Here is a 25,537-nt window from a genome sequence, read left to right as displayed (position 1 = left end):
CTATGGGATTTATGACAACAAAAAATCTGAGGACATTTCGTCAAGTGTTCCCATCTAATGACATTCGCGGCTAAGAACTAATCGCCCGTCAGCGAGTTGATAAACGCCCGTAGGTTCAATAATGGGGTCGCCTTTTTTCCAAGCTCTGTGATTGTCATCGGCGACATTTCTAATATCGTTCGTGGGATAAGTTGAGGGGATGACACTACCGGGAGTGTAGCGTAAAGCGCCGCCACCTAAGATGTAGAAAGTATCTCGATATATTTTATGAGCACGAACCACGCAACTGCGAGCCAGCAGAGCGTCAGTATCAATTAAATAATCTGGACGCAGAGCAAAGGCGTTAATTATGGAACTGTTATCAGGAGAAACAATATTGATATTTCCCGCCAAACCGAACTCAGAACTGGCGGTGATGTCACTTTGCTCTGTGAGTCGGGGACGGGGTTCGATACCGAAGATACCCCGTGAAGTGATGTTAATATTGCCACCGTTACCCGTGAAAGCATTGGCGGTGATATCGCTGTTTTCCTTGGGTATGGCGACGATAAATTTAGCGTTGATATTAATGTTACCGCCATCACCGCCGGCTTGGGCGGTGCCTGCAGTGGTGGAGATTTGAGCGCCGCGACGGAGTAGGAGTAAATCGCTGACGTTGAGATTGATGTTACCACCGTTACCTGATGCAGATTCGGCGCTAATTTCTCCGCCGTTGTCGAGAGTGACTTTAGCAGCGGTGATGTCGATATCACCAGCAATACCTATTGCGGTTGCACTTATTTGACCATTATTTCTGATATTCAAATTACCTGTTTGAATTTTAATATCTCCTCCTCTACTGCTTAAACCATCAGTAAAAGGTGCGCTTAGAACTAAGATTCCGCTTTGTGGAAATAAGAAGCTATCTGAATCAAAAACTTGACTGCTGATTTCAATAGAGTCAGTAGCATTAATCTGTATATTACCACCATCTATTTTTCCGAAAGTTAACGCCGCAATTTGTCCACCATCTTGAAGAAGTAAGCGTTTAGTATTGATGCGAATATCTGCGGGTTTCCCTGTAGCATCGGGGCCAGCTACAGCATTAATTAACGTGAGTGTATCTTTACCACCAATTACTTCAACAGATTCGCCAGCATTAATTATAATTTGCCCTGGTTGACCACTGCCAAAGTTTTTAGCTGTTACTTGGGCGCCATCTTGAATCACTAAGCGTTGAGTATTAATTGTGAGATTTCCGGCATTTCCTGTACCACCATTGATAACATCAACAGAAATGGCTGTGGGATTTTCACCATCTGCTGTTCTGCCAATTAATTCTACAGAGTCAGTTGCATTAATTAATAACTGACCTCCATTTCCCCTACTATTTTCTCTTGTGTCAGCAGCGATAAAAGCTCCATCTCTTAATACTAAATGCTTGGTATTAATCGTCAGATTTCCTGCATCTCCAGATGCATTTTCTTCCACTTCAACATCAATCCCACTAGAAAATAGATTATTTGGTGCGCCGCCGATAACTTCGACTAATTCAGATGCATCAATTGTTAAATCACCTGCTTTACCACTACTGCTTGTTTCCCCTGAGATAGTTCCCCCATCTCGGACTGTTAAACGTTTTGTTGTAACTTGTATATCTCCCGCTCTTCCAGCACCTCGCGTTTGAGCATATAAGCCACTGGAATTGTTATCTTCTGAAACTCCTGCTATTTCAATTGATTCTGTGGAGTTAACAGTTATATTTCCCCCTCTGCCAGTGCTATTAGATAGCGTATCTGTCAAAATAAATGAACCATTTTGTATAGTTAATTTATTGGTGTTAACGTTAACTGTACCTCCATTCCCTTCACCATCAGTACTTGCATATATTCCCGATGCATTTAATAGTGATATTTGTCCAGCTTTAATATTAATATTTCCTGCGTTTCCTCTGCCAGTGGTTGAGGTGGTGAGTGCAGCACCATCTTTTAATGAAAATGAACCAGAATCGATAACAATGTTACCTCCATTGCCAACTGTTCCTGTTTCTACGTCGCTGCGAATCCCACTAGGAAATATGCCTCTCGTCCCAGAAATATCAACAGCACCAGTCACTGTAATATTGACATCACCTGCATTCCCCTGTCCTGCTGGTTGAGTAGCAGATGCGTCACGAGTACCAGTTAGCAGTTGAGCGCCATCAGTGAGTGACAAAGAAGCAGCATTGATGTTAATGTTGCCACCTTTACCCACACCTCCTGCTTCCATCGTGCTGAAGATGTCACCACCTACAAGGGAAACAGCATTTTTTGCACTGATTGTCACATTTCCTGCATTTCCCTGCCCAAAAGTTGAAGCAGAAAGTGTAGCATCATTTCGTAATGAGAATGAACCAGAATCGATGGTAATATTACCCCCACTGCCGACTGTTCCTGGTTCTAAGTTACTAAAAATCCCACCCCCAGCAATATCAACAGCACCAGTTACTTTAATATTGACATTACCTGCATCTCCTCTTGCTGCTGGTTGGGTTTGTAAGGCTCGACGAACTAAGGTTTGCAGTTCAGCGCTATCGGTAATTAGCAAGGAAGAGGCGTTGATATTAATATTTCCACCCTTACCCACACTACCCGATTCTAAGGTACTGCTAATACCAGTATTAGTGCCTGTAAGGGAAACAGAATCTCTAGCACGCACTGTTACATCTCCTGCATTCCCCTGTCCAAAGGAGCTAGTAAACAGATTTGCACCATCTGTAAAAGATAAAGAACCAGTTGTAATGTTTATATTGCCACTTTTTCCTGTAGCAAAGGGAGCCACGGCATTTTGAATTTTACTTGATTGCCCGACTTGAATTTTCTCTGCTGCATTGAGTGTAATATCTCCAGACTGACTATCGACTGTACCTAAACCAAACCCAATACCAGCACTGAGCATACTTCCTTGCAAAACATCTAAATTGCGTGCATTGATGGTAATACTACCTCCAACGCTACCTTCTACACGTATGCTAGCTTCATTGGTTAGGAAGACATCTGAGAATGCTGAGTTTTCTGGAAAACCCAAGCTCAAATTATTGCCATCTGAGAGTAGATTAACTGTTCCGGGAGAAGCTAATCCACCTAATTCAACTCTTCCGCTGTAAGCTCTTAAAGCACCGCCATCCATGAGGATATTACCGCCTACAAGCAGCAAACTTTGACCATCTGGAACTCTTAAACCATAGGAATCTCCGCCTGATGGATTGCTTCCAGCGAATGCTTGCGATTGATTAGTGATTGTGGCACTTTGATTAATCCGATTCATAAACAACGCGGAAGGATTAATCGTCAACAATGGTACAGCTTCGGGATTAGTCGCGCTAAATTCTCCCTGGTTCTCAAACTTTACCCCGTTCGCTGTTGTCCCGATAAAGGAACCTTCTACATCTAAACTCGCATTCTGTCCAAACAAAATTCCGTTGGGATTAATCAAAAATAAATTGGGCTGCGATTCACCAAATGTTCCTAGTGTTCCTAATATTTCCGAGCGATTTGTACCCGTCACCCGTGCCAAAATATTCTGAATATCTGCGCTAGGACTAAAAAAATAAGCGCCCCGTCCCTCGCTGACGTTGAATTCTCGCAAACTGTGAAACAAGTTAATTCCGCGAGTTGCGCCACCTGTAATTACTTCGACTGGTAGCCCTTGAAAATTCTGTAAGATTCGTGATGATTCTGCACCTAATGTGGCGTCTGGCTGAATGTTGCTAGGAGCGCTCTGGGCTAGGGTTTGGTAGGTAAACCCATTTATTGCTGTAAATGTCAAGAGTCCTATTTGCCAACAACTCAGCCAGTGCGTGGTTTTCATGAGATGTACTCCATAGATATACGGAGTATCTAATGATTACGGGTGAAAAAGCAATGCAGTTTTGTGCACTAAATTTATTTTCAATTTTCACCGCCACGTGTTGATAGACCAATCTGGTTCAGATAAGACTAAAACCCTCATCTACTCAAATTCAGTCATGACCCAAAAATCCTGGTCTGGCTTGTTGGTTGAGTTGCAATTTCTCTTCTAAAGCTGTCCAATTTTCTTGTTCTATTAAATTGATGATTTCATCCAAATTTTGACGATATTGTTGCAATGAAGCCAGTAAAGCGGAGCGATTGTACTGAGCCATCATTACACCTAATTCAGGATTACCGCCGCCAACACGACTAGTGTCTCGAAAACCTGAGCTAGCTAAGTTCTGCGCTAATTGTAAAACATCAGAGTCAGTCTCACCCATGCAAGCGGCGATTAATGCCCCGCTAACCATGACGGGTAAATGAGAAATCCAACTCACAGCGCGGTCATGCTGCTCTGGCTGACAGTAATAGATTTTAGCACCGAGCGATCGCACAATTTCCTCAACAAGGGCGATCGCTTCTACTGATGTTGTACTCACTGGCGTCAACACATAAGGTCTGTTGACAAATAAATGCCGTTGTGCAGCTTCTATACCACTATCTGCTGTCCCCGCCATAGGATGACCACCAATGAAATGCTTCCAAAGAGGAGCAATCGCCTCAACAATCGGCGCTTTGACTGAACCGACATCAGTAATCACCGTTGACGGCGACACGTGATTGATCAACTGCTCCACTTGGGGAACAATAAGCGATATTGGTGTACAAATAAATACCAGATCCGCCGTTGCTAGCAGAGACAGATCAACTGCAGCTTCATCAACATTTCCCAGAGCGATCGCTTTTTGACAAGTTGATTCCCGACGACTCACCCCCAAAACATAATGATTATGCGATCGCAAATCAAAACCCAAAGAACCACCTATCAGTCCAAGTCCCACAATACCAATTTTCATTTTTTATTTTGAGCATCCATTATTTGACGTATTTTCTGCACACTTTAGCAATTATTAAAGTTGGTCTTTGAGGGGTAGCATTAATGAATGTAGAAGAATTGTTAGAAAAATACGCAGCGGGAATCAGAGATTTCACGGGTGCTGACCTGTCTGAAGCCAACTTGAGCGGTGTAAAACTCAACGGCATCAATCTTAGCCAAGCTAACTTAAGTGTAATCAACTTCAGCGGTGCAAATCTCAGTGAAGCTAATTTAAGTCATGCCAAACTGAATGTTGCTAGACTCAGTGGTGCAAATCTTAGTGGTGCCATCCTCAACAATAGCAGTATGAACGTCGCTAATTTGATCCGCGCCGATTTCAGTCGCGCTCAACTGCGAGGCGCTTCCTTAATCCGCGCTGAGTTAATTCGCGCCGAACTCAGTCGCGCTGATTTATCTGCAGCTAACCTCACCGGCGCTGATTTACGAGAAGCGAAACTGCGACAAGCAAATCTCAGTCGCGCTAACTTGAGTGAAGCCACCTTAAGAGGCGGTTCCTTGACAGGAGTCAACTTAGAGATGGCGAACCTCAACACCGCTGATATGTGTCGTACAGACCTCAGCGGCGCAAACTTGCGCGAAGCCGAACTCAGACAAGCCCGTCTCAACCATGCTAATCTCAGCGGTGCAGATCTAAGCGGCGCCAATCTCCGTTGGGCTGACTTAAGTGGGGCGAATCTCAGCGGTGCAGATTTAAGCGGCGCGAAATTGAGTGGTGCTACCTTAATGGGAACAGATCTGAGTCATGCGAATCTCACCAACAGCAGTTTAGTGCACGCCAACTTAACTCAAGCGAGATTAATCAAAGCCGAATGGGTAGGCGCAGATTTAACCGGAGCAACCTTAACCGGAGCAAAACTTTACGCTACTGCTAGATTTGGACTGAAAACCGAAGGTATGACTTGCGAATGGGTAGACTTATCATCGATTGGCGATCGCTCCATCATCCAAAAGTTTAACACCGAAGACGTAAAAGAGTTTTTTAATCAAACTCCGCCCACCATCCGCATTATCGTTGATACCATCCTCGAACACGAAGCCAACTTTGCTCTCGCCGGCGTCTATTATCAAATTTCCCGTGAATACCAATACCTCAAACAACCACCAGACATAGAAATCAGCCAACGCCGGACTATTTTCATTTTCCGATTAGACAGCGACGCCGCCTTATTACCAACAGCTTATATGGCGATTTTGCCTTTTAAAGATGCCACCAGCACGCAACAAAGCATTCACAAGGTGGTAGAAATGATTATGAGTCAAGATATATCTCACTTGGAACTAAAAACACCCCATCGGGTGAAGCAACTTCATGCTCTGATCGAGCAAGCTAAGAATCAATCTCAAAATAGCCAAGAGATGAAGAAACATCTAGAAATAGCTACCAAACTGAGCTTTTTTCAATCACCAACCCAGATGATACTCACCAACTCTAGCGGTCAGCCGCTTACTATACACGATCACCGGCACTTTGGTAAAAAATTAACTAATAGTTTTCATAGTTTTGGGACATTCTTCGATGACCCATCCAGTGACTCAGCCGCACCCGTCTTCCCTGCTCTAAATATAGTGATCGATTTTCTCAAAAGTTGTCATTATGAAGGATGAAATTACATCAAGGTGCAAATAACAAATAACTAATAACCAATAGAGGAAAATATGAGCAATATTTTTAACAAAATGATTGGTCGCACTCGCTACGTTGTCTGTCGCTTGTTTCTACACCTAGGAGGAGCAGAAATAGCTCCAATTTTAGGTGTATTAAACAGTGCTGGGAGAGCAGCAATTGAAGCTGATGGCGACTTGCAAATTTTAGGAGAAGAGTTAGTAGAAATTAGCCAAACACTTTTGCAGTACGATGAATACTGGACTTCTTCAGCAAATGAAGGTGATGTTTTTTGGGATGAAGGGGAAGCAGGAGATTATGTGAACGATTTATTTACTGATTCTGCTCAAAGATATGGGGCTGATATTGATGTTAGTTCTCCTTTAGGCGCTAATGAACCTTTATCAATACCTGTGACACGTAACATCGTGATCATGATTACGGTAGCTTATGAAGGAGAAGTGCCAGATTTAGAAACTGATCTTTCTAATATTCAAGCCCTCAAAGAAGCATTGAAAGCCTTAATCAATTTACACTACAAAAATAAACTCCGCGCTATTCAAGTGCATTTTTCTCCAGCACAGTTAGGTGACGAACTCACTAACGATCAAGTGTTGCAATATTACCCAGAACTAATTCCATTGTAATTGGTAGTGTAGACCGTACTTACTACCGACATCGAGAAATTGTTAAGCTCAAATATAGGATACTAATGCAATGATCATGAACGTACTGCGTAGATTTACAATCGTTGTTTTAACTTTAAGTTTGTGCTTGACAACTGTTGCTTGCGGTGGCGGTTCCGAGCAAACCACATCGCCAACTAGAAATGTTAGTCAAAGCAATGCTGCCACTAAATTAAACGATGGTCAATATCAAGTTCAACAAGCAACTTATGATGATGCTTCTGGGGAATACACGCTGTTTTTAATCAACTCTCAGCCCCCAACTTTTAAAACTGAAAAGTTACAAATGGCCCGCTTGACAGATGAACAAATCAAAGCTGGTGATAAAACCTTCTTGAAGGTAGAAAATGGACAGCCAGCTTTATACCTGACGGAAGATTTTAAAATTGAGTATGTCCATAATGTGACGGAGAATGTCACAAACCCCCAAACCGGACAAAAAGAAACAGTAGTAGTTCGCCAAGAATCTAACTTCTGGGCACCTTTTGCTGGCGCTGTAGCTGGTAATTTGGCGGGTCAAGCCATTGGTAGTCTTTTATTTAGACCTCAATACTACGTACCTCCTGTTTATCAACCAGGACAGGTTTTGAGTGGCTATGGTGGATATGGTAGCAGCTATGACCAAGCGGTCTCCAGCTACCGCAGTCGCTACAACGAGCCGCCCGCAGCCGTGAGAAACCGCACTGCTTTCCGCACCACAGGGACGTTGAGAAGGTCTTCTCCTAGCAATTCCACTATCCGCACCACACCTCGTAGTAACGTCAACCGCCCCAGTGGTTCTGGTTTTGGTGGTAGCGAATTAAGTCCTTCTGGTAGTTCTAGCTCAGTGAGACGTAGCCCCAGCAGCGGTAGTTTTGGTAGTGGACGTAGTTCTTCTCCCCGTCGTTCAACTGGTTTCGGTCGCAGACGTCGTTAAATTATGTACCGGGCACAAGGATGCTGTGCCTCCAAAATAATAGCCGTAAAAAACGTAGAGATGCATCTCTACGTTTTTTTTGCACTATTAATATAAAAGTAATATTCCGATATATCGTATTTTATTCCGATATATCGTATAGTAGAGAAAGTTGATTAGAGATGCAATTATGTTTAGACACTTTCGTTCTCGGTTTCCCATACCTGCGTGGGTGGGAGTTGATGAAAATGACTCATGTTTTGTCAGTCATTGGTTCCAGCATGGCAAACATCATGGGAGGGGTCATGGCGAGGAAATGTTTGGTCGTGGCTGGAAAGATGAATACCGAAATCGGAAAGGGGACATCAAATTTATTCTGCTGGAATTGTTATCAGAACATCCCAGTCATGGTTACGACCTGATTAAAGAAATGGAAACTCGCTATGGCGGGTTCCGTCGTCTCAGCCCCGGTTCAGTTTATCCCACACTGCAGATGCTAGAAGAGGGTGGTTATCTCAGGAGTTCTCAAGAAGGTGGTAAGCGAGTTTATACAATCACAGATGAGGGTAGACAATTTTTAGCTGAACGCACCCAACAGGAAAATACTGATTCGCCTTGGGATGCTTTCAAAAACTTTGCCAAAAAACCGCAGGAGTTTATTGAGTTGCGGAATGTAGCTACAGAGTTGGCTAGTGTCGTAGTGCAAGTAGCTCGCAGTGGAAATGTAGAGCGGATGAACCGCGTCAAGGAATTACTAGAGGAGGTTAAACGAGAAATTTACGCGATTCTTGCTCAGAAGTGAGGAGAATACGGGATTTATTGACGGTTCGCTTTTCACTCGCCCAGAATTTCTACCGATTTAATTACCAATCCTGTGGTGGAGACGTTGCTTTTGCTTCGTCTCTACAAAAAACTTGGACTTTGCTTTTCATTTAAAGTACGATAAGTTTATCGGAATAATGTACTAAAATTTTGACTTTTGAACAACTTTTATATTAAACTACATTTAAACTATCAATTTATAGTATTTTACTCTGAAAAATACACAGGCTTTTAGTTCTAAATTAGACATTACACAAGAACTCCTTACTGAGCAGCAAACACCTACGGCGTCAGCGAGAGGGAACTTAGGAATTATTCTGAAAAAAGTTAGAGGCGGATTGCTGCTGGTGATTGGATTTTTGCTCTCACCAATGTCTTGGTGGAATGACCTAATTTTCAATCTACCTGTGGCTTATGGGTTTGGATATCTGTGTAGTTTGATTTCCCCAAATTTACTCATCCCTTGTTCAATCATCGGTTACTGGTTATCGAACATTGTGGGGATTTTGTTAATGCAACTAGGTCTACAAGAAGTTGTGCAAGGAGAACCCAAACAACGTAACCTCAAAAAAGAGTTAATTATGGGTTTAGCTTCTTCAACTATCTATACCCTAGTAATTCTGGTATTGATCCATTTCCACATTCTCGATACTCCCCTTCTATTCCCCAGTAATTAGCTGAACAGCCGTAAGTAGAGCGACTGGGAAAAACTGAACTATGTGATGTAAAAATATTGGCATTCAGTTCGTAGTGAGGACTTTAGTCTTCACTACGAACCTTTAATTATTTACACCGACTTACTTAGTATTACGGTGCTGGCACCGCTACTCGATTACTGGGAACAATCTGTGGTTGATATGAAAAAACCTCACGAGTCCGGGGATTGACGGTCACTTTGAGCCACTGTACATCGTTAGTCTCGTTCGCCTGATTGTTACCAAATGTCTCGACACGAGTGAAATTCTCAAGTCGCCTGCCTTGAACATCGAGAAATGGCTTGTCGATGCGGTAGTAGTGGGAGTCACCATGCACGTATGCAATCGGTTTACGGAAAGCGATGACCTCATCACGCAATGCTAATAAAAAGTCCTTGAAACCGTCAGGCTGTGCATCAGTTTGCACGAGCGTTTTCGGGTCACGCAGAGGCGCTCTGGTCGGATCGGATTGATCCCATCCCGGATTAGCTTGGGAAATCAACATGACCGCTGCCGAGTTGCGTTTCTTTGCCACTGCAAAGGTTTCTTTCATCCATGCAATAGTGGCTGTGTTTCTCGCCGCATACTCCTCTGGGTCAGGGGCTGTGTCGCACAGGTTATTGCATGAACCTTGGATGTTAAGCGTCGCATAAGTAACTTTGCCGATTGTCCAGCGGCGGTTTTCGATACAGGGCACTGGGCCATTGACACCAAGACACAGCGGCGCTGTCTGCACTTCCTGAGCTAGCCGACGTTGCCCCAAAGAAAAATTTGTACTAAAAAACACCAAACGCTCGTAATCGAGCCGCTCACGCGAATTAAAACCGCCATTGGAAGGGCGATCGCAGTCAGTCCAATCATTATCACCAGGTGTGAAAATTGCTGGCGCCTCCAGAGCGTTGAAGTAGTCAAGGGCCTTTGCGTACAGCGCGTTGTCGCAGAGGCTGTTAGAACCAGCTTTAAGATCGCCATCATGGACTGTGAAACTAAGTTTCTGCGAATTCATGTCTTGGATTAGTCTTGTGACACCAACCTCCTGCGCCTCCGAGTATGGTAGATCGCCCCAAAGTCCAATTGCGTACGATCCGGTCGCATTCTCATGATCTCTCGCAACCACTGAACTAGTGGTAGACACCAGAAACGGTAAACTCAAGGCTACTAAGCACACCTTACGCAGCAAATTTGCACTGGTGATGCGTTGAAACACTGAATAATCAAGCTTCGCCATCATCATATCCTCAATTATTTTTCAAGTCGTAAGTTGATTTCGTATAAATAGCTTCTGCCCACGCCATTCATTCGAGAATTTAGACTATCGAATTGTGGTTAATAGATGGGTTATGAGTAGGTTATATGTAGCAAACTGCAATCACAAATCGTTAAAACGACAAACAAGAGAATGCAGATAAAATCTAAAAATTCCCAAATTTCTAGATTTTATCCCCCATGTCCACTGACCCTTATGCTTGGATTGACGACGCCCTCGAAACTATCCATCGCGCAGATTGGTATCGTTCTGTACACGCAATTGAGGGACGCCCTGGTGCAACTGTGGTACTCGATGGGCGAGAAGTAATTAATTTTGCTAGTAATGATTATTTAGGATTGGCGGGGGATGAACGCTTAATCGCGGCTGCGGTGGCAACTACGCAAAAATTTGGCACTGGTAGCACAGGCTCAAGATTACTGAGCGGGCATCGGGAATTACATAGAGAATTGGAAATAGCGATCGCATCTTGGAAACAAACCGCAGACGCAATAGTATTTAGTTCCGGATATCTGGCAAATTTAGGGGCGATCGCTGCTGTAGTAGGCAAGCGTGATTTCATCTTATCAGACCAGTACAACCATTCCAGCTTGAAAAATGGCGCAATTCTCAGTGGTGCGGCGATTCTAGAATATCCCCACTGCGATCTTGTCGCCCTCAAAACTCTGTTGATTCAGCAACGACCAAAATACCGCCGCTGTCTTATCATCACCGATAGCGTCTTCAGCATGGATGGGGATTTATGTCCCTTACCAGCCCTTTTAGACTTAGCCGATGAATTTAGCTGTATGCTACTCATCGACGAAGCCCATAGCACCGGGGTGATGGGAAAAACTGGTGCTGGCTGTGGCGAATATTTTGGGTGTACGGGAAGACCGTTAATTCAAATTGGTACTCTCAGTAAAGCCCTGGGTAGTTTAGGCGGTTATATCGCCGGGAGTGCAGATTTAATCGACTTTTTGCGGAATCGTGCACCCAGTTGGATTTATACTACCGCACTTTCACCAGCCGACACAGCAGCCGCTTTAGCTGCAATCAATATCGTGCGACAAGAACCACAACGCTTAACTAAATTGTGGAACAATGTAGATTTTCTCAAGAAATCGATCTGGGAAAACTTGCCCAATTTAAAATTATTACCTTCACAGTCGCCAATCATCTGTTTACAGTTACCCAACGCCAAACAAGCATTAATCACTAGCAGTCATCTCAAAACATCTGGTATTTTTGCCCCAGCCATTCGTCCACCCACAGTACCCACCAGTCGGATACGCTTATCTGTGATGGCGACTCATGAAGCCCAGCATCTGCAAAGCTTGTTAACAGCACTGATACCAATTGAAAATTTGTCTTGAAGAGTGGAGCCAGTTGCAGCTGAATCTTCTACTCAAATAAAAATATCCTCAGTACCTAACTAGTCAGTTCAAAAAAGATGAGAGAATAGTAAACTAACATTACAAAACTTTAAGTTCATTGAATCATGGCGAAAATCCAGTTCTCTAAAGGTATTGATGAAGATGTTATCCCAGAAGTCCGTCTGACGCGATCGCTCAGTGGTGAAAATGGTACAGCAACTTTTGTTTTCGTCAATCCCCAAGCTTTAAGCGAAAGCAGCACCGAAAACATCACCGGTATGTATATGATTGACGAAGAAGGGGAATTAATCACCCGCGAAGTCAAAGCCAGATTTGTCAATGGCAAACCAGAAGCACTAGAAGCCGTTTATCTGATGAAATCCGTTGAAGAATGGGACCGCTTTATGCGTTTCATGGAGCGATATGCAGATGAAAACGGTCTGGAATCGACAAAATCTTAAGACCAATGGGGAATAGGGAATAGGCAAACAATCGAAAAGTATGGGTGGTAGAGGGAAAATAACTTATACCAATTCCCAACACAATAGAGTCTCGACCCGCCAAGTGTCTGCATAATTCATAAATCACGTTTGATGTGAATTATGAAAATCAATGCAATACCAGGGATTTCGCACTTTGTAGAGACGTTGCTTTTACTTCGTCTCTACGTGAGAATGTCTCGTTGCCTAAATCATTCTGCTATTCCCCTACTTCCTGAAATATGACACAGCCCCATCCAGATACATTGACAATTAGTGTAAATTGTGCAGTGGTTACTATTAGCGATACTCGTTCTCTAGAAACAGACAAGAGTGGTCAGCTAATTCAGCAATTACTCGTTGCTGAAAACCATATTGTGAGAGCTTATGCAATTGTTAAAGACGAACCAGCGCAGATTCAACAAGAGATAGAATTGCTGGCAAAGACTGCAAATTTAGATGTTGTACTCTGTAACGGCGGTACAGGTATTGCGCCCAGAGATACCACCTATGATGCTATTGAAAAGTTACTAGAGAAGACTTTACCAGGATTTGGCGAATTGTTCCGCTTTTTAAGTTATCAAGAAATCGGTTCCAGGGCGATGGCTTCTCGCGCCGTTGCTGGAGTTTATCAAAATAAGTTAATTTTCTCTCTTCCTGGTTCTAGTAATGCAGTTAGACTAGGCATGGAAAAGTTGATTTTACCAGAAATTAGGCATTTAGTTAGTCAGATGCGGAAATAATTTTTTATCGAACAGAATTCAGGAGTCAGTCGTCAGAATTCAGCATGAATTGGAGATTGATTCTGACTCCTGAATTCTGACTTCTGAATTCTTTTTCAATAAATAACCCCCGCCAAATGCAGGGGTTGTTTGATCTAGATTATTATTTTCAAAGTGTTGGCGTTAAGCGATCGCCATACAAGTTGCTGCTAAGATAGCGGCGATCACATAAAACACAGCTACTACTTGTAATTCTGACCAGCCACTCAATTCTAAATGATGGTGTAAGGGCGCCATTTTGAACAAGCGTTTACCCTTACCGTCTGGCCCTTTAGTAGCTTTGTAATAACTCACCTGCGCCATTACAGACAGGGTTTCGATAAAAAAGATACCGCTGAGGATGAACAGTGCTACTAAGGTATTGGTCAACAATGCGACAGCAGCTAAAGCTCCTCCCAGCGCCAAAGAGCCGGTATCTCCCATGAAAACACGAGCTGGATTGCGGTTGTGAGCGAGGAAACCTAAACAACTACCGCTCATAGCAGCGCAGAAAACCATCAATCCTGGAGAAGTAGGAGCAATGATAGCACCTAATGCCAGTATAGCGATCGCTACTGTTCCTGCTGCCAAACCGTCAATTCCATCTGTGAGGTTGGTAGCATTACTCTCTGCTACTAGCACAAAACCGGCCAAAGGCCAAAATAAAATTCCTAGAGGTAATGAGAAACTCACCCAAGGCAAAGCTATGTTTGTAATATTGGCAGGTTGATTAAACATTAACCAAAGACAAAACAGCGCTGCGAAACCGATTTGCAAAGCTAGTTTCATCTTTGGGGATATACCCTTATTCGACTTGCGACGAAGAATTTGCCAATCGTCGAGCCAGCCAATAAAACCGTAGCTCAGAGTCAACGCACAAACAGCAAGTACCTCTGTGGCAAAGTTAGATCCTATGCAGGCAATCATCACCGCCACTGGTATGAAGAATATACCACCCATTGTTGGTGTGCCAGCCTTTTTCAGATGGGCTTGGGGGCCATCTTCGCGGATGATTTGCCCAGTTTTGAGTGCTTGTAGCAACGGTATCACCCAGAAGCCGATGACTGCTGAACTTAGGGCACACAACAAAAGTGGTAGGGTTAGCGAAGTCAGTTGCCAAGGCAGCCGATTCGCCATGCGATCTAAAATCAAAGCTGCTGCTCCTAACCCTATAGCTAGGCTAGAGGCTAGACCGATCCCAGAAAAGTTTAACCCTTGGTCGGGAGATAATTTAGCGTCCACAGAAATTTCCCTTCACTCCACACTTACAAAACTGGATAGTGGGGACGATGCATACCATGAGATCCCCTGCCTAAAAAGGCTAATCTTCTTCAATAGCTATATCGTCATCATCATCGATATCATAGTCACCAATACCGTCATCACCACCCAAAAACTCCGAAATTTCTTCTTCTTCTTCTGAAAAATCGGGTTCATGAACGTCGCGGGCTATTAGACGACCACTAGCCTGCAACCAGTCTAGAAGAGAGGTTTCTTGCTTCAATGGAATCACCGTAGCTCGCTGGTTACGGGGTGCTTCACGTAGTGGAGAGTTCAACATATTATCGACAAAGACACGAAAAAGTTCATGTAACTAGACATTAAGAGTCTATCACTTGGATGGGAGATAATTTAGTTATTCATTCAACTCTTGAATCTGGGAATCCGCAAGCCTACAAAAATTCTTATTTTGTAGCTTAAGCGGAGACAGGAAGCGACTCCTAGGGGCTGGTAAGACTCTATACATTTGATATTTATATAGGTTTAATTGTGTTTTTGAAAAATGAAAATTTTGGAGGTGACAAGCGATGATTATGAAAGTAGCTCTTTTAGAAGCGATCGCAGGTACAAATCGTGGTCTACTGGCTAGTTCTGCCCAAAAACAGGCTATTCTAGCAGCGATCGCCAACTTAGAAGACTTTAACCCTACACCGCGTCCTGTTGAAGCTGCTAATTTGCTAGATGGCAACTGGCGATTAATATACACCACTAGCAACTCTTTATTAAACTTGGGTAGACTACAATTTTTAAAGCTGGAGCAAATTTACCAGTGCATTCGGGTCAAAAACGCCAGTGTTTACAACATAGCCGAGGTATCCGGTTTACCTTATCTAGAAGGATTAGTCAGTGTTGCTGCCAACTTTGAACCTGTTTCCGAGCGTCGCGTCCAAGTAAAATTTAAACGATCTATTATCGGCTTACAACGTTTAATAAACTATAGTTCCCCAACAGATTTTATTCAACAAATAGAAGCCGGTAAAAAGTTTACAGCGATCGATACTGCCCTTAACAGTGATAGACAACAAGGATGGTTGGACATCACTTATATAGATAACGACCTGCGGATCGGCAGAGGAAACGAAGGCAGCGTATTTGTTCTTAGCAGGGCATAGCCTGTACCTCAAGTAGCATTTGCGAACGAAGTTAAACCATCACACAACCTTTGTCAAGATGGGTGTGAGTCCATTTTATATTCCGACTCCTGGTTTTCGAGGTGAGGGGTCTGGGGGTGCAGGGGCATTTCTCCTTCATTCCCCCACACTCCCCACACTCCCCACACTCCCCACACTCCCCACACTCCCCATCAATGAGAACTGTAAGACAAATAACTTAACAAACACACTTATAGCGGCCTTGAGGTTGTAGAGTGAAATCAATTAGCCCCATATATTGGCGATTGATAATTAAAAGGGAAAATAATCATGGTTCAACGTGGTTCTAAAGTACGCATTCTCCGTCCAGAATCTTACTGGTATAAAGATTTAGGAACTGTGGCTTCTATTGACCAAAGCGGTATCAAATACTCAGTAATCGTCCGGTTTGACAAAGTAAACTACTCTGGTATCAACACCAACAACTTTGCACCGGAAGAATTACAAGAAGTAGAAGCACCAAAAGCTAAATCGGCGAAGTAAGCAAGATATCGGTCGGAAAAGACCAGCATTGCCAATTTGAGATCAGTTTTACGGTTGGAGCTAGGCCGCTGGTCAGCGAAACCAAACTAAAATTGTAAATCTCAGATCCAAAATTGGTTAACTCTCTCAGATATATCAAGTTGCTTACTAACTCAGTATTGAATGCCTGAATTGCCTGAAGTTGAAACAGTCCGACAGGGTTTAAATCAATTAACCCTGAACAGGAAAATTACGGGTGGTGATGTGCTGCTTAATCGCACCGTCGCCTACCCGTTTTCTATTGGCGAGTTTATTCAAGGACTCCAAGGAAGTGCGATCGCAACTTGGCATCGTCGGGGAAAATATCTCTTAGCTGAACTCACCTCATCTTCTGGCGTCAGTTGGCTAGGGGCGCATCTCCGCATGACAGGACAACTGCTGTGGTTAAATCAAGACCAACCCCTACACAAGCACACGCGAGTCAGATTATTTTTTGAGGATAAACAGGAATTGCGTTTTGTTGACCAACGCACCTTTGGTCAAATGTGGTGGGTACCGCGCAATATGGCTGTAGAAAGTATAATTACAGGTTTAAGCAAACTAGCAGTAGACCCATTCGCGCCAGAATTCACCGCTGAGTATTTAGCTTTGAAGCTACAAAATCGCCGCCGTCCCATCAAAACTGCACTGTTAGATCAGTCAGTGGTGGCGGGATTAGGGAATATTTATGCTGATGAAGCATTGTTTAAAAGTGGTATTTTACCAGAAACTTTGTGTATAAATTTAGAGCGATCGCAAATTGAGCGATTACAAACGGCAATTATTCAAGTATTAGAAGCCAGTATCGCCGCTGGTGGCACGACTTTTAGTAATTTTCTCAACGTCAAAGGTGTCAACGGTAATTATGGTGGTGTGGCATTAGTATATAACCGCACCGGCGAACCTTGTCGAGTTTGTGGGAACTTAATACAGCGAATTAAACTAGGCGGGCGTTCTAGTCACTTTTGTTCCCAGTGTCAGCGGTAGCCAAAAAGGCAGATCACAATTCCCCGTGCCCCATTCTTGATTACAATGCAGGTAACAGAATTTATGTAATCAAGAGGGGAACTTATGGCTGTCAAAAAAGGAGATATGGTTCATGCTATCCGCGAGAAATTGGCAAACAGTTTAGAAGCAAAAGCCAGTGATTCTCGCTTTCCTGATTACTTATTCAACAGTAAAGGCGAAGTGGTAGATGTTAAAGGTGATTATGCTCTAGTGAAATTTGGGCTAGTACCCACACCAAATATTTGGCTACGTTTAGATCAATTAGCAGAATCTAAGTAAATATTAGAGATGGGGTGTGGGGGAGCTATAGATTCACATACGTGTCAACTTAAGCGAGAAATGGCTTATCTGTTGGCTTCCACACCCGCCCAGAACTGAAGTTCAAGGCTAATAACTAAAGTCTACTGAAGTAGACTAAAGATTTTTTGCATATTTAGTAATCCGACGATTACTTCTGTTATTAGCAAGGAACTTCAGTTCCTTGTGGACTATAGGTTTTACGTTAAGTTGACACCAATGATAGATTCATTGCACGCAACTTTTCGCCAAATCCAAAACCGAAAATTTTTACCCTCCTCATCCTCCTAAAACCCACTGTGCAGATATATGTCTTCTCTTCACTCTCCAATTGTGTGTAATTTACCTCGCATCACCATCGTCGGTGCGGGGAGAGTTGGTAGTACCCTCGCCCAGCGGATTGCAGAGAAAAACTTGGCAGATGTGGTGTTATTAGATATCATTCCGGGAATGCCTCAAGGGTTGGCACTGGATTTGATGGAAGCGAGAGGAATCGAGTTACACAATCGCCAAATTATCGGCACGAATAACTATGTTGATACATCTGGTTCCGTGATTGTGGTGATTACCGCCGGAATTCCCCGCAAACCTGGGATGAGTCGAGATGACTTGCTCAAAACCAATGCCAAGATTGTAGTAGAAGCAGCCAAAAATGCGATCGCTCATTCTCCTCATGCTATCTTAATTGTCGTCACCAATCCCTTAGATGTGATGACTTATTTAGCATGGCAAGCCACCGGGTTATCACGTAGTCGAGTCATGGGTATGGCTGGCGTATTAGACTCAGCCCGTCTAGAAACCTTCATCGCCCTGGAATTGGGAGTTTTACCCGCCGACGTCAAAGCGATGGTTTTGGGTAGCCACGGCGATTTGATGGTACCATTACCCCGTTACGCCACAGTCAACGGTATTCCTGTAACAGAACTACTGGACACAGCCACCATCGAACGTTTAGCAACCAGAACCCGTAACGGTGGCGCAGAAATTGTGGAATTAATGCAGACTGGTGGCGCTTTTTTTGCTCCCGCCTCTGCTACAAGTGTGATGGTAGAATCAATTTTATTAAATCAGTCGCGGTTGCTACCCGTAGCCGCCTATCTGCAAGGTGAATATGGTTTAGCAGACTTAGTAATTGGTGTTCCTTGTCGTCTGGGTTGCAGCGGTATCGAAAGTATCTTAGAATTGCCTCTTAGCGAAGAAGAAACAGCAGCATTGAAAGTTTCTGCTGCATCTGTGCGTCAAAATATTGACTTAGCACAAGAAATTTTAGCCGGAAATACTTTGTAGAGACGCTGCAATACAACATATCTTCACGAGCAATAAAAACGAAGAAAAAGGCAGTGATTTTGATGACCACCGCCCTATTTATCATTCAGCTTGACATCTGTTTTTCTTAAATTGGCTTCCTTACTTAACGGCGGTTATCTTCATCTGCGGGGTCGCCGTATGGGTCTTCGCTCGCGGGACGAACATTACCGTAATATCCCTGGTCTGCGGGGTCGCCGTATGGGTCTTCACTCGCGGGACGAGCATTACCGTAATATCCCTGATCTGCGGGGTCGCCATATGGATCTTCGCTCGCGGGACGAGCATTACCGTAATATCCCTGATCTGCGGGGTCGCCATATGGGTCTTCACTCGCGGGACGAGCATTACCGTAATATCCCTGATCTGCGGGGTCGCCATATGGGTCTTCACTCGCGGGACGGACATCACGATCGCGGTATTGAGCGTCTCGGTCAGTTTGATCCTCGTTTTGACCCAAGAAAAAATCTTTAGCTTTTCGCAAAAAGTCATCTACCATGATTTATACCCTGAAATTTTGTGTGTCTTGTGTGCGTCGCGGGCGTTATCGTTGCGAACAACTATGCTTTTGCACATCAGTTGCACTGACTTAGAGTGCTGGCGCTGGGCTGGAAGTTAAGCCAGTGAGATCCCGTCCTGTAGTTTGTCTGTTATAGCCTTGAAATTCTCGATATTTCTGCGCCTCAGATTCAGGTACTCGAATTCCTTCTGATGGTGGAGATACCCAATGGGCGCGCCCTTCACCATCGCGGTAGTATACACGTCCGTTTTTGGAGAGGTAATATTTACCTTGTGCCCCTTCTTTGGGAGAATTTTTCTGCTGATTGTAAAGGTAGTAGAGAGCTGCAGCACCTGCCAAAATCGCTACTTTTTGTCCTGTCCCTAATCCCTTCTTAGCTTGGGGTTGGTTTGTGCGATCGCTTACTGTTCTCCCAACGGTATCATCAACAGGTGGCGGTGGTGTCGCAACCTTAGAACCTCCGCCGCAGCTAGACAGCAAGGGAACCATTAGCAATGCAGATAGCAGCACCGCCAATAAACGCGAAACTATTTTACGCTCTCCGTGTGTTGTGTTCATCGTGTTTAGTTATCTTTCTGCGTTTGCTAGAAGCCGTGCTGCTGCCAAAACAGAGTTTAATTCTGGTTATTAGCTTTAGGATGGGAAGAACTTTTACCACTCATTTACAACAGCGAGTACGGCGTTTCACTATTTGTTATGGTGAGCCTATTTTTTAGTTATTCCATCCTGCTTTTGAGATAAAGCGCATTCATCCTCAAGAAATATGTTGAGGTTAAAGAGGGAACAGGCAACAGTTACTAATTTTTGTTTTCAGTGTTATTACGCAGTTTTTTAAGTATTTATAAAAACTATACTAGTTTTGAAAAACACAATTAGTAGTATGGTTTCAAAAAATACTGGTTTACAGGGTAGAGAAGCTCAAGCTAAAACTCTTACCCTCCTTGCTTTATGGGATTTGGGCGGTGCGGATACAGAAGTAAAAAGAAGCGATATTACAAAGAGAGTTACTCGGACTCATGAAAAAGCGGGAGATTACCGAAGTATTTTTGAAGACTTAAAACAAGTTGGCGCGATCGCAGTTGCAACTAAGAACAGAGTAGCAAATATTGCCCTGACTGAGCACGGATTGCAAATGCTTAATCAAGGACTGAAAAGCCATAATTTTGAGTTTGATGGACATCAGGTGGGAAGCGCAGTTGCTAATGCATTGGTGAAATGGATTCGTCAAATAGATAGTGTCGCAATTGCTGAAGCTACACCACAGCAGAAATCAAAGCAGAGTGCGATAGGTTCTTATGAAGAGTTTAAGTCAGTGGTTTTAGAAGTTTATGACAAGCTCAACTATGAATACAACTTTAATAATTTAGTGCCAATTTACCGACTGAGGAGAGCAATAGGGGATAGGGTTAGTCGTACACAGTTTAATGATTGGTTATTAGAAACACAAGCTGATGATATTTTACAACTACAAGGCGGGAGTGTAGAAGACAGCGCACCTGATAAAATTGCAGATTCCGTAACTACAGAACTAGATGGATTACGCTGCTACGCCAAGCTTTTACAAGCATAATTTTTCTTTGAATATCAACTAAATAACTTCACTTTAATATGATGAATAATCCATCTAATATTGACGAACTGATTAAAAATCACAACCCGTTTGCTGGACATATTGTCGTTAGACCACAACAAATATGGGGTAAAAGTTTTCCTGATGTACCTTCAATTAATACACATGCGTCTAGTGCAGTATTTAATGCTATAAGCAAAATATCTCAAGGACATCACCAAACTATAGGTATTACAATTACAGCCGAAAAAGGTTTAGGTAAAAGCCATATTCTGAGTCGAATTCGTCACCGATTACAAGATAAAGATAATACCTTATTCATATACATGAGTAAATATGACAACTTAAATAAAATTCAGCATGAGTTTTTACAAAATGTCACCTCTAGCTTGAGTAGAGCTTTTGTCGGTCGGCAAATAATGCAATGGACGGAGATTGCATCAGATCTACTTAATGAAATATCGAGATGGGACTATACACCAGAGCAATATGTTAGTGGTGTTTTTGCAAAAGTATTAAATAAATATTCAACAAAAATAGTTGATCAATTAGCAATAAACATTCAGAAAAACAAACACAACATTACTAATCCCTATATAATCAAAGCTATTTTATGGACACTTTCTCCCAATCATGCTATGTATGCAAATCGCTGGCTATCTGGTCTAGAAATCACACCAGAACAAGCTGAATTTATGGGACTTCCCAATCCCACAAAAGAGGATAGAGAAGCTGAAGCATTAAGTACTGTTCGCCAAATTCTCGATCTAATCAGCGATTATAGAATTCCTGTTATTTGCTTCGATGAATTAGATATCGCTGATGTCGCTGATAATGGATTTACCGCAGCACAAATTATCGCCAACTTAGTGAAAGATTTATATAACAATCTCAAACGTGGTGTTTTATTATTGGCGATGTATCCTCAAACTTGGAATGAGCAAATTAGAGCTTTACCACAAGCTGACGCAGTTATTGATAGATTAGTCAGTGAACAAACCAACAAACAACCGATTGAATTAAAATATCTTAATTCTGATGACATTATTACTCTTGTGCAACTGTGGTTACAAGACTTTTATCAAGAATATCAACAAACACCACGTCACTCTCTCTATCCATTTAATGAAGCTAAATTGAGGGAACTCGGTAAAGGAAAACCCACAATCAGGTCAGTCTTAAAATGGTGTGCAGAAAACTTTACTTTGACTGATCAAGATAAACCTAAAACTATCCATCCGGTTGAACCACACTTTAAGGCTGCGGTAGTAAATGTTAATACTGCGATCAATTTACTGTTAGAGGATGAGGTAGCAATTGCTGCTGCTTTACGAGTAGCATTCGCTAGTTTAGCTAGAGAAACAATAGAAGTGGAAGGAGTAAAAGTTGAAAGGGTTGAGAAAATTTTAGTTAATAAAGCAGATCAAGGATATCTTAATTTCAGGATTGTTGGTAATAATGGAAAAGTCAAGATAGGAGTAGTTGTTATTCAACAATCTGGTGGAAAATTTATAGGTGCAGCGTTAAAAAGACTAATTGAATACGAAAAGTTTGACCTGACTCGTGGTTGCTTAGTTAGATCAAAGAAAATTAATTCTGGAGCCTCAGTACCTCAAGAATGTTTAAAAATTCTTTTGAAAAAGCGAGGTGGAGAATGGGTACTATTACAAAAGGAAGACATTAAACCTCTTTTAGCTATCTCATCTATTTACCATAACTGTAGAAGTTATGAATTAGCAGAAGAACAGATTTTTGATTTTATTAAACAGAAGCAGCTAGCAACCAACAATCCTCTGATTAGAGAGATTTTAAGCGCTCCTTCTGGGAAAATACCTGATAATTTAGCTGAGGATGAATTACCGATTAGTATTCCTCAAAACAATTCTTCAGCAGATTATATCGAACTAAATCTATAGGTAGATATGAATCAGCAATTTTCAATCCCCACAGCATTGTGTCTACCCGTCTCTGATATTGAAGCTTTAATACAAGGGCGAACAATAGCAGCTTTACCGCAAATATTTATCCGTCCTGGACAGAGATTTATACTTTATCCTGCTGACTCTACAGTTTCCATTAAAGCTTGGGCTAAATGTGAACTTTGCCAAATCTTAGACGAAACCAAGCCATTAGATATTTTGTCTAAATTAACAATCTGGACACCACAAACTTTAAAAGAGATCATACGACAGCAACAGCATCTTTTCTTAGCTTACTTGCGCGTTTATAAATTACCTCTGTTACCAGAAATTTTAGTCAATACTAATGTTTCTGAAAAAATAGGAAAATTTGTTAGCGCGTCTAATTTTCCCACAGTTTCTGAATCATCGCCCATATTAAGCGATCGCATTTTCGCCCAACGCAAACGCCAACTAGAAAACCTAGAACCCCCTCAGCATCCAGAATTGGAAGAATTGCAAAGTGCTTTAGCGTCTCTTACCTCCTTTAACTCGGCCGCTAAAGAATTAGATGACGATATCAAAGTCTTTTTAGGTTGGAGTAGCGATCAGCTAATTAAACAAGCAGAACCAAATTTGACTTGGATAAATGATATAGCAAACTTTGGTAATCGCAGTATAGAACTAGAAGAAAAAAAAAGTAACTATCAAGCAGGTACAGATTTTGAAAACATTGCACGTCAAAGCCTAGAATTTTTAGGATTTAAGGTTGAAAATGCTTATAAAGGTGGTGCTGGTGGCTTAGATTTGTTTTGTTCAAAACCTTACCCGATTGTTTGTGAGTGTAAAGCAGGTAGGCTGATTCCTAGCGGTACAGTTGAGGAACTAATTAAGTTGGGTGGAATGCATTTAGGTGCTGATCAGTTTCTCGATTCAGCAAAATTAGTAATTGGGCCAGGTAATCCATCTGCGGATATACTCAAAGCTTCACAAAAATGGAAAGTAAGTATTATTAATGCTATGACTTTACAAAAATTAGTTGAATTAAAAGCTCAATATCCAGGGGCTGTGAATTTAGTAGAATTACAACAATATTTAGAACCTGGTCAAATTGACTATAAAATTGCTGAATTTATTGATAAAACGGAGATACAGATTAAATTGCGATCGCAGATTATCAAAGCAGTCAAAGAATTATCTGAACAAAGCAGCGGAAACTCTACAGCTAAACACCAAAGTTTTATAGTTACAGAAATTCGTGTTCATTACAACGCCACTAATAAATCCCATCAAACTGATGAAGCTGTTCACGATTTACTGATAGAACTATCATCACCATTAACAGGCTATCTGGGGCGAGAAAAAGGAGAGAATTGGAGAAGCGATCGCTTTTATTTTTTACGCGACTTAGCAACCAACCTAAAATAACTCTTCTCTCGCTTTTTTCTGCGCCTAGGGCGGTTAGTTGCAAAAAATTATTCAACCTGGTTCAGTAGTATACCGAAAATAACATCTTTCTCTAGCAACCTGCCCTATCTTTAGTTGAGATACTGTACGCATCCCACCACGGCGTAGCATACTTGGTGATTATTTGGTTAAATTCCTGAAGCTTTGGTACAGTGTATTGGTAAAGCCAATCATTTAATGCTGTGCTTCCCCCCTGGGCGTAAACAGCAATACTATCTCGCCAAAGATCAAGCCCATACAGTACACCTGAGAACGTAGTATCGGCTTCAGTAATTAATCTCAGTGTCTCGGCAAATATAGGAGCCGTTGCACTTGCACTCAGGTAAATAAACGGTACTTTGGCGAGGGTAGACGCCTCCTGTATGTGTTGAATAGCATCAGTGTAGTTATATGCGTGTTTGTCAGTGGTATTAGCTGGGAAATCGGCTATGTAACGTACATCTACTGGCAGTTCAACTTTCAGGACATCTACGCCATAATGCGGCTGAGAAAACTCTTGGATTGATTGTTTAACTTTGTCTGGCTTCACAGATGCAAATGCTACTGAGTTTTCATCATTGATAGCATCGCTGTAGCTGACAGGTTCCAGAAAAAATGGCACATCATAGGCGCGACATTCAGCTCCTACACGTTCAATGAAGCTATGTTTGACTTCATTAATTGCTGAGTTGTCATCAGGATCGTAGTACAACAAGATTTTAATGCCGTTTGCACCGCGCGCAACTAAACGATGTACAGACCACTCCGGGAGCAGTTCCGGTAAACGCCCTTTGATTTGTGGATCGAAACCTGTTCGTTCATACGCTAAAAATATCCCCGTGTGTGGTGGACGCTTTTCGATTGTGGGCAAACCATATTCAGGATCTATCAACAAGGAACTAGCATGTAGTCCTAACACGTCAACGAAACTTTGTTTAATTTCTGTAAGTGCAGCGGGGCTAACTTCTCTACCAGTTGCAACAGCTAGAGCCTTTTTTAAGGAACCGCGTTGATCCGTTGCTACAGCAGTGATGATGCCTTGCGTATCGGCGATCGCGCTTAACCCTTTGAATTTACCAGAACTGATAGGCGTCTGCACGTTTTGCTGTCCATTAATCATCAATTACTATC

General features: G+C 42.5%; 24 protein-coding genes. 16 read left to right on the top strand and 8 right to left on the bottom strand.

Features of this window, described 5'->3' with window-relative positions; translation table 11 throughout:
• Positions 1 to 54: 54 nt before the first annotated feature.
• On the bottom strand, positions 55 to 3,828 hold the full coding sequence (locus MIC7126_RS0114550; RefSeq protein ID WP_017653886.1) for a two-partner secretion domain-containing protein: 3,774 nt from the start codon (positions 3,826 to 3,828) through the stop codon (positions 55 to 57).
• Between the two features lie 151 nt (positions 3,829 to 3,979).
• Positions 3,980 to 4,825 carry a prephenate/arogenate dehydrogenase gene (locus MIC7126_RS0114545; protein WP_017653885.1) on the bottom strand — a complete coding sequence of 282 codons (846 nt, stop codon included), beginning with the start codon at positions 4,823 to 4,825 and terminating at the stop codon, positions 3,980 to 3,982.
• 83 nt (positions 4,826 to 4,908) lie between these two features.
• Here MIC7126_RS0114545 and MIC7126_RS0114540 point away from each other — a divergent pair, with 83 nt between their 5' ends.
• The 5 genes from MIC7126_RS0114540 (at position 4,909) to MIC7126_RS0114520 (ending at position 9,549) form a co-directional block, all read left to right on the top strand.
• A complete protein-coding gene (locus tag MIC7126_RS0114540; RefSeq protein ID WP_017653884.1) occupies positions 4,909 to 6,471 on the top strand; it encodes a pentapeptide repeat-containing protein in 1,563 nt (520 codons plus the stop codon).
• A gap of 51 nt (positions 6,472 to 6,522) precedes the next feature.
• A complete protein-coding gene (locus tag MIC7126_RS0114535; RefSeq protein WP_017653883.1) occupies positions 6,523 to 7,116 on the top strand; it encodes a DUF1517 domain-containing protein in 594 nt (197 codons plus the stop codon).
• Positions 7,117 to 7,186: 70 nt separating this feature from the next.
• Complete coding sequence (locus MIC7126_RS0114530) at positions 7,187 to 8,071, top strand: hypothetical protein (RefSeq protein ID WP_017653882.1); 885 nt, start codon at positions 7,187 to 7,189, stop codon at positions 8,069 to 8,071.
• 169 nt (positions 8,072 to 8,240) lie between these two features.
• A complete protein-coding gene (locus MIC7126_RS0114525) occupies positions 8,241 to 8,852 on the top strand; it encodes a PadR family transcriptional regulator (protein ID WP_026100269.1) in 612 nt (203 codons plus the stop codon).
• Positions 8,853 to 9,084: 232 nt separating this feature from the next.
• Positions 9,085 to 9,549: a DUF7980 family protein gene (locus tag MIC7126_RS0114520; protein ID WP_026100268.1), complete on the top strand. Its 465-nt coding sequence runs from the start codon at positions 9,085 to 9,087 to the stop codon at positions 9,547 to 9,549.
• Positions 9,550 to 9,679: 130 nt separating this feature from the next.
• On the opposite strand, the gene MIC7126_RS0114515 is transcribed toward MIC7126_RS0114520, so the two are convergent.
• Positions 9,680 to 10,801 (bottom strand): hypothetical protein, encoded by a 1,122-nt coding sequence (locus MIC7126_RS0114515; protein WP_238553641.1) that lies wholly within the window; start codon positions 10,799 to 10,801, stop codon positions 9,680 to 9,682.
• Between the two features lie 212 nt (positions 10,802 to 11,013).
• Here MIC7126_RS0114515 and bioF point away from each other — a divergent pair, with 212 nt between their 5' ends.
• From bioF to MIC7126_RS0114500, 3 genes are all read left to right on the top strand, one after another.
• Positions 11,014 to 12,189: an 8-amino-7-oxononanoate synthase gene (bioF, locus tag MIC7126_RS0114510; RefSeq protein ID WP_017653878.1), complete on the top strand. Its 1,176-nt coding sequence runs from the start codon at positions 11,014 to 11,016 to the stop codon at positions 12,187 to 12,189.
• A gap of 125 nt (positions 12,190 to 12,314) precedes the next feature.
• The gene (gene psb28, locus MIC7126_RS0114505) at positions 12,315 to 12,650 is read left to right on the top strand and encodes a photosystem II reaction center protein Psb28 (protein ID WP_017653877.1); all 336 of its coding nucleotides are present in this window, start codon (positions 12,315 to 12,317) and stop codon (positions 12,648 to 12,650) included.
• A 260-nt stretch (positions 12,651 to 12,910) separates the two neighbouring features.
• Positions 12,911 to 13,411: a MogA/MoaB family molybdenum cofactor biosynthesis protein gene (locus tag MIC7126_RS0114500; RefSeq protein ID WP_017653876.1), complete on the top strand. Its 501-nt coding sequence runs from the start codon at positions 12,911 to 12,913 to the stop codon at positions 13,409 to 13,411.
• A 162-nt stretch (positions 13,412 to 13,573) separates the two neighbouring features.
• Here MIC7126_RS0114500 and mraY read toward each other — a convergent pair whose 3' ends face one another.
• Positions 13,574 to 14,671: a phospho-N-acetylmuramoyl-pentapeptide-transferase gene (gene mraY / locus MIC7126_RS0114495; RefSeq protein WP_017653875.1), complete on the bottom strand. Its 1,098-nt coding sequence runs from the start codon at positions 14,669 to 14,671 to the stop codon at positions 13,574 to 13,576.
• 79 nt (positions 14,672 to 14,750) lie between these two features.
• Entirely contained in the window at positions 14,751 to 14,990 is a 240-nt protein-coding gene (locus MIC7126_RS0114490; protein ID WP_017653874.1) for a DUF3134 domain-containing protein, read from the bottom strand.
• A 247-nt stretch (positions 14,991 to 15,237) separates the two neighbouring features.
• On the opposite strand from MIC7126_RS0114490, the gene MIC7126_RS0114485 reads away from it, so the two are divergent.
• The 5 genes from MIC7126_RS0114485 to mdh all read left to right on the top strand — a co-directional run bounded on the left by MIC7126_RS0114485 (position 15,238) and on the right by mdh (position 18,954).
• Positions 15,238 to 15,822, top strand: a complete 585-nt coding sequence (locus tag MIC7126_RS0114485; protein ID WP_017653873.1) for a PAP/fibrillin family protein — start codon at positions 15,238 to 15,240, stop codon at positions 15,820 to 15,822.
• Between the two features lie 309 nt (positions 15,823 to 16,131).
• Positions 16,132 to 16,344 (top strand): photosystem I reaction center subunit IV, encoded by a 213-nt coding sequence (locus MIC7126_RS0114480; RefSeq protein WP_017653872.1) that lies wholly within the window; start codon positions 16,132 to 16,134, stop codon positions 16,342 to 16,344.
• 162 nt (positions 16,345 to 16,506) lie between these two features.
• Positions 16,507 to 17,349: a DNA-formamidopyrimidine glycosylase gene (locus tag MIC7126_RS0114475; RefSeq protein ID WP_017653871.1), complete on the top strand. Its 843-nt coding sequence runs from the start codon at positions 16,507 to 16,509 to the stop codon at positions 17,347 to 17,349.
• 84 nt (positions 17,350 to 17,433) lie between these two features.
• Complete coding sequence (ndhO, locus tag MIC7126_RS0114470; protein WP_017653870.1) at positions 17,434 to 17,649, top strand: NAD(P)H-quinone oxidoreductase subunit O; 216 nt, start codon at positions 17,434 to 17,436, stop codon at positions 17,647 to 17,649.
• 327 nt (positions 17,650 to 17,976) lie between these two features.
• A complete protein-coding gene (gene mdh, locus MIC7126_RS0114465) occupies positions 17,977 to 18,954 on the top strand; it encodes a malate dehydrogenase (protein WP_017653869.1) in 978 nt (325 codons plus the stop codon).
• Between the two features lie 124 nt (positions 18,955 to 19,078).
• Here mdh and MIC7126_RS0114460 read toward each other — a convergent pair whose 3' ends face one another.
• Positions 19,079 to 19,471 (bottom strand): hypothetical protein, encoded by a 393-nt coding sequence (locus MIC7126_RS0114460; RefSeq protein WP_017653868.1) that lies wholly within the window; start codon positions 19,469 to 19,471, stop codon positions 19,079 to 19,081.
• A 90-nt stretch (positions 19,472 to 19,561) separates the two neighbouring features.
• Positions 19,562 to 20,050: a hypothetical protein gene (locus MIC7126_RS0114455; RefSeq protein ID WP_017653867.1), complete on the bottom strand. Its 489-nt coding sequence runs from the start codon at positions 20,048 to 20,050 to the stop codon at positions 19,562 to 19,564.
• Positions 20,051 to 20,372: 322 nt separating this feature from the next.
• Between MIC7126_RS0114455 and MIC7126_RS0114450 the strand changes: the two genes are divergently transcribed.
• From MIC7126_RS0114450 to MIC7126_RS0114440, 3 genes are read left to right on the top strand one after another with little or no spacing between them, the layout of a single operon-like run.
• Positions 20,373 to 21,062 (top strand): hypothetical protein, encoded by a 690-nt coding sequence (locus MIC7126_RS0114450; RefSeq protein ID WP_017653866.1) that lies wholly within the window; start codon positions 20,373 to 20,375, stop codon positions 21,060 to 21,062.
• A gap of 38 nt (positions 21,063 to 21,100) precedes the next feature.
• Positions 21,101 to 22,978, top strand: a complete 1,878-nt coding sequence (locus tag MIC7126_RS0114445) for a hypothetical protein (protein WP_026100267.1) — start codon at positions 21,101 to 21,103, stop codon at positions 22,976 to 22,978.
• Positions 22,979 to 22,984: 6 nt separating this feature from the next.
• On the top strand, positions 22,985 to 24,388 hold the full coding sequence (locus MIC7126_RS0114440; protein ID WP_017653864.1) for a DUF1802 family protein: 1,404 nt from the start codon (positions 22,985 to 22,987) through the stop codon (positions 24,386 to 24,388).
• A 91-nt stretch (positions 24,389 to 24,479) separates the two neighbouring features.
• On the opposite strand, the gene MIC7126_RS0114435 is transcribed toward MIC7126_RS0114440, so the two are convergent.
• Positions 24,480 to 25,526 carry a tagatose 1,6-diphosphate aldolase gene (locus MIC7126_RS0114435; protein ID WP_017653863.1) on the bottom strand — a complete coding sequence of 349 codons (1,047 nt, stop codon included), beginning with the start codon at positions 25,524 to 25,526 and terminating at the stop codon, positions 24,480 to 24,482.
• Positions 25,527 to 25,537 lie beyond the last annotated feature (11 nt).

Source organism: Fortiea contorta PCC 7126 (genome assembly GCF_000332295.1).
Classification (GTDB): Bacteria; Cyanobacteriota; Cyanobacteriia; order Cyanobacteriales; family Nostocaceae; genus Fortiea; species Fortiea contorta.
This window is presented reverse-complemented; position numbering and strand designations above follow the sequence as displayed.

What these genes read in the sequence shown, in the direction of transcription:
- MIC7126_RS0114515 (WP_238553641.1), bottom strand. Translation starts at nt 10,801, where the DNA reads ATGATGATGGCGAAGCTTGATTATTCAGTGTTTCAACGCATCACCAGT.
- MIC7126_RS0114545 (WP_017653885.1), bottom strand. Translation starts at nt 4,825, where the DNA reads ATGAAAATTGGTATTGTGGGACTTGGACTGATAGGTGGTTCTTTGGGT.
- MIC7126_RS0114535 (WP_017653883.1), top strand. Translation starts at nt 6,523, where the DNA reads ATGAGCAATATTTTTAACAAAATGATTGGTCGCACTCGCTACGTTGTC.
- MIC7126_RS0114440 (WP_017653864.1), top strand. Translation starts at nt 22,985, where the DNA reads ATGAATCAGCAATTTTCAATCCCCACAGCATTGTGTCTACCCGTCTCT.
- mdh (WP_017653869.1), top strand. Translation starts at nt 17,977, where the DNA reads ATGTCTTCTCTTCACTCTCCAATTGTGTGTAATTTACCTCGCATCACC.
- MIC7126_RS0114530 (WP_017653882.1), top strand. Translation starts at nt 7,187, where the DNA reads ATGATCATGAACGTACTGCGTAGATTTACAATCGTTGTTTTAACTTTA.
- MIC7126_RS0114480 (WP_017653872.1), top strand. Translation starts at nt 16,132, where the DNA reads ATGGTTCAACGTGGTTCTAAAGTACGCATTCTCCGTCCAGAATCTTAC.
- MIC7126_RS0114550 (WP_017653886.1), bottom strand. Translation starts at nt 3,828, where the DNA reads ATGAAAACCACGCACTGGCTGAGTTGTTGGCAAATAGGACTCTTGACA.
- bioF (WP_017653878.1), top strand. Translation starts at nt 11,014, where the DNA reads ATGTCCACTGACCCTTATGCTTGGATTGACGACGCCCTCGAAACTATC.
- MIC7126_RS0114445 (WP_026100267.1), top strand. Translation starts at nt 21,101, where the DNA reads ATGATGAATAATCCATCTAATATTGACGAACTGATTAAAAATCACAAC.
- MIC7126_RS0114455 (WP_017653867.1), bottom strand. Translation starts at nt 20,050, where the DNA reads ATGAACACAACACACGGAGAGCGTAAAATAGTTTCGCGTTTATTGGCG.
- MIC7126_RS0114540 (WP_017653884.1), top strand. Translation starts at nt 4,909, where the DNA reads ATGAATGTAGAAGAATTGTTAGAAAAATACGCAGCGGGAATCAGAGAT.
- MIC7126_RS0114450 (WP_017653866.1), top strand. Translation starts at nt 20,373, where the DNA reads ATGGTTTCAAAAAATACTGGTTTACAGGGTAGAGAAGCTCAAGCTAAA.
- MIC7126_RS0114525 (WP_026100269.1), top strand. Translation starts at nt 8,241, where the DNA reads ATGTTTAGACACTTTCGTTCTCGGTTTCCCATACCTGCGTGGGTGGGA.
- MIC7126_RS0114475 (WP_017653871.1), top strand. Translation starts at nt 16,507, where the DNA reads ATGCCTGAATTGCCTGAAGTTGAAACAGTCCGACAGGGTTTAAATCAA.
- psb28 (WP_017653877.1), top strand. Translation starts at nt 12,315, where the DNA reads ATGGCGAAAATCCAGTTCTCTAAAGGTATTGATGAAGATGTTATCCCA.
- MIC7126_RS0114460 (WP_017653868.1), bottom strand. Translation starts at nt 19,471, where the DNA reads ATGGTAGATGACTTTTTGCGAAAAGCTAAAGATTTTTTCTTGGGTCAA.
- MIC7126_RS0114435 (WP_017653863.1), bottom strand. Translation starts at nt 25,526, where the DNA reads ATGATTAATGGACAGCAAAACGTGCAGACGCCTATCAGTTCTGGTAAA.
- MIC7126_RS0114485 (WP_017653873.1), top strand. Translation starts at nt 15,238, where the DNA reads ATGATTATGAAAGTAGCTCTTTTAGAAGCGATCGCAGGTACAAATCGT.
- ndhO (WP_017653870.1), top strand. Translation starts at nt 17,434, where the DNA reads ATGGCTGTCAAAAAAGGAGATATGGTTCATGCTATCCGCGAGAAATTG.
- MIC7126_RS0114500 (WP_017653876.1), top strand. Translation starts at nt 12,911, where the DNA reads ATGACACAGCCCCATCCAGATACATTGACAATTAGTGTAAATTGTGCA.
- MIC7126_RS0114490 (WP_017653874.1), bottom strand. Translation starts at nt 14,990, where the DNA reads ATGTTGAACTCTCCACTACGTGAAGCACCCCGTAACCAGCGAGCTACG.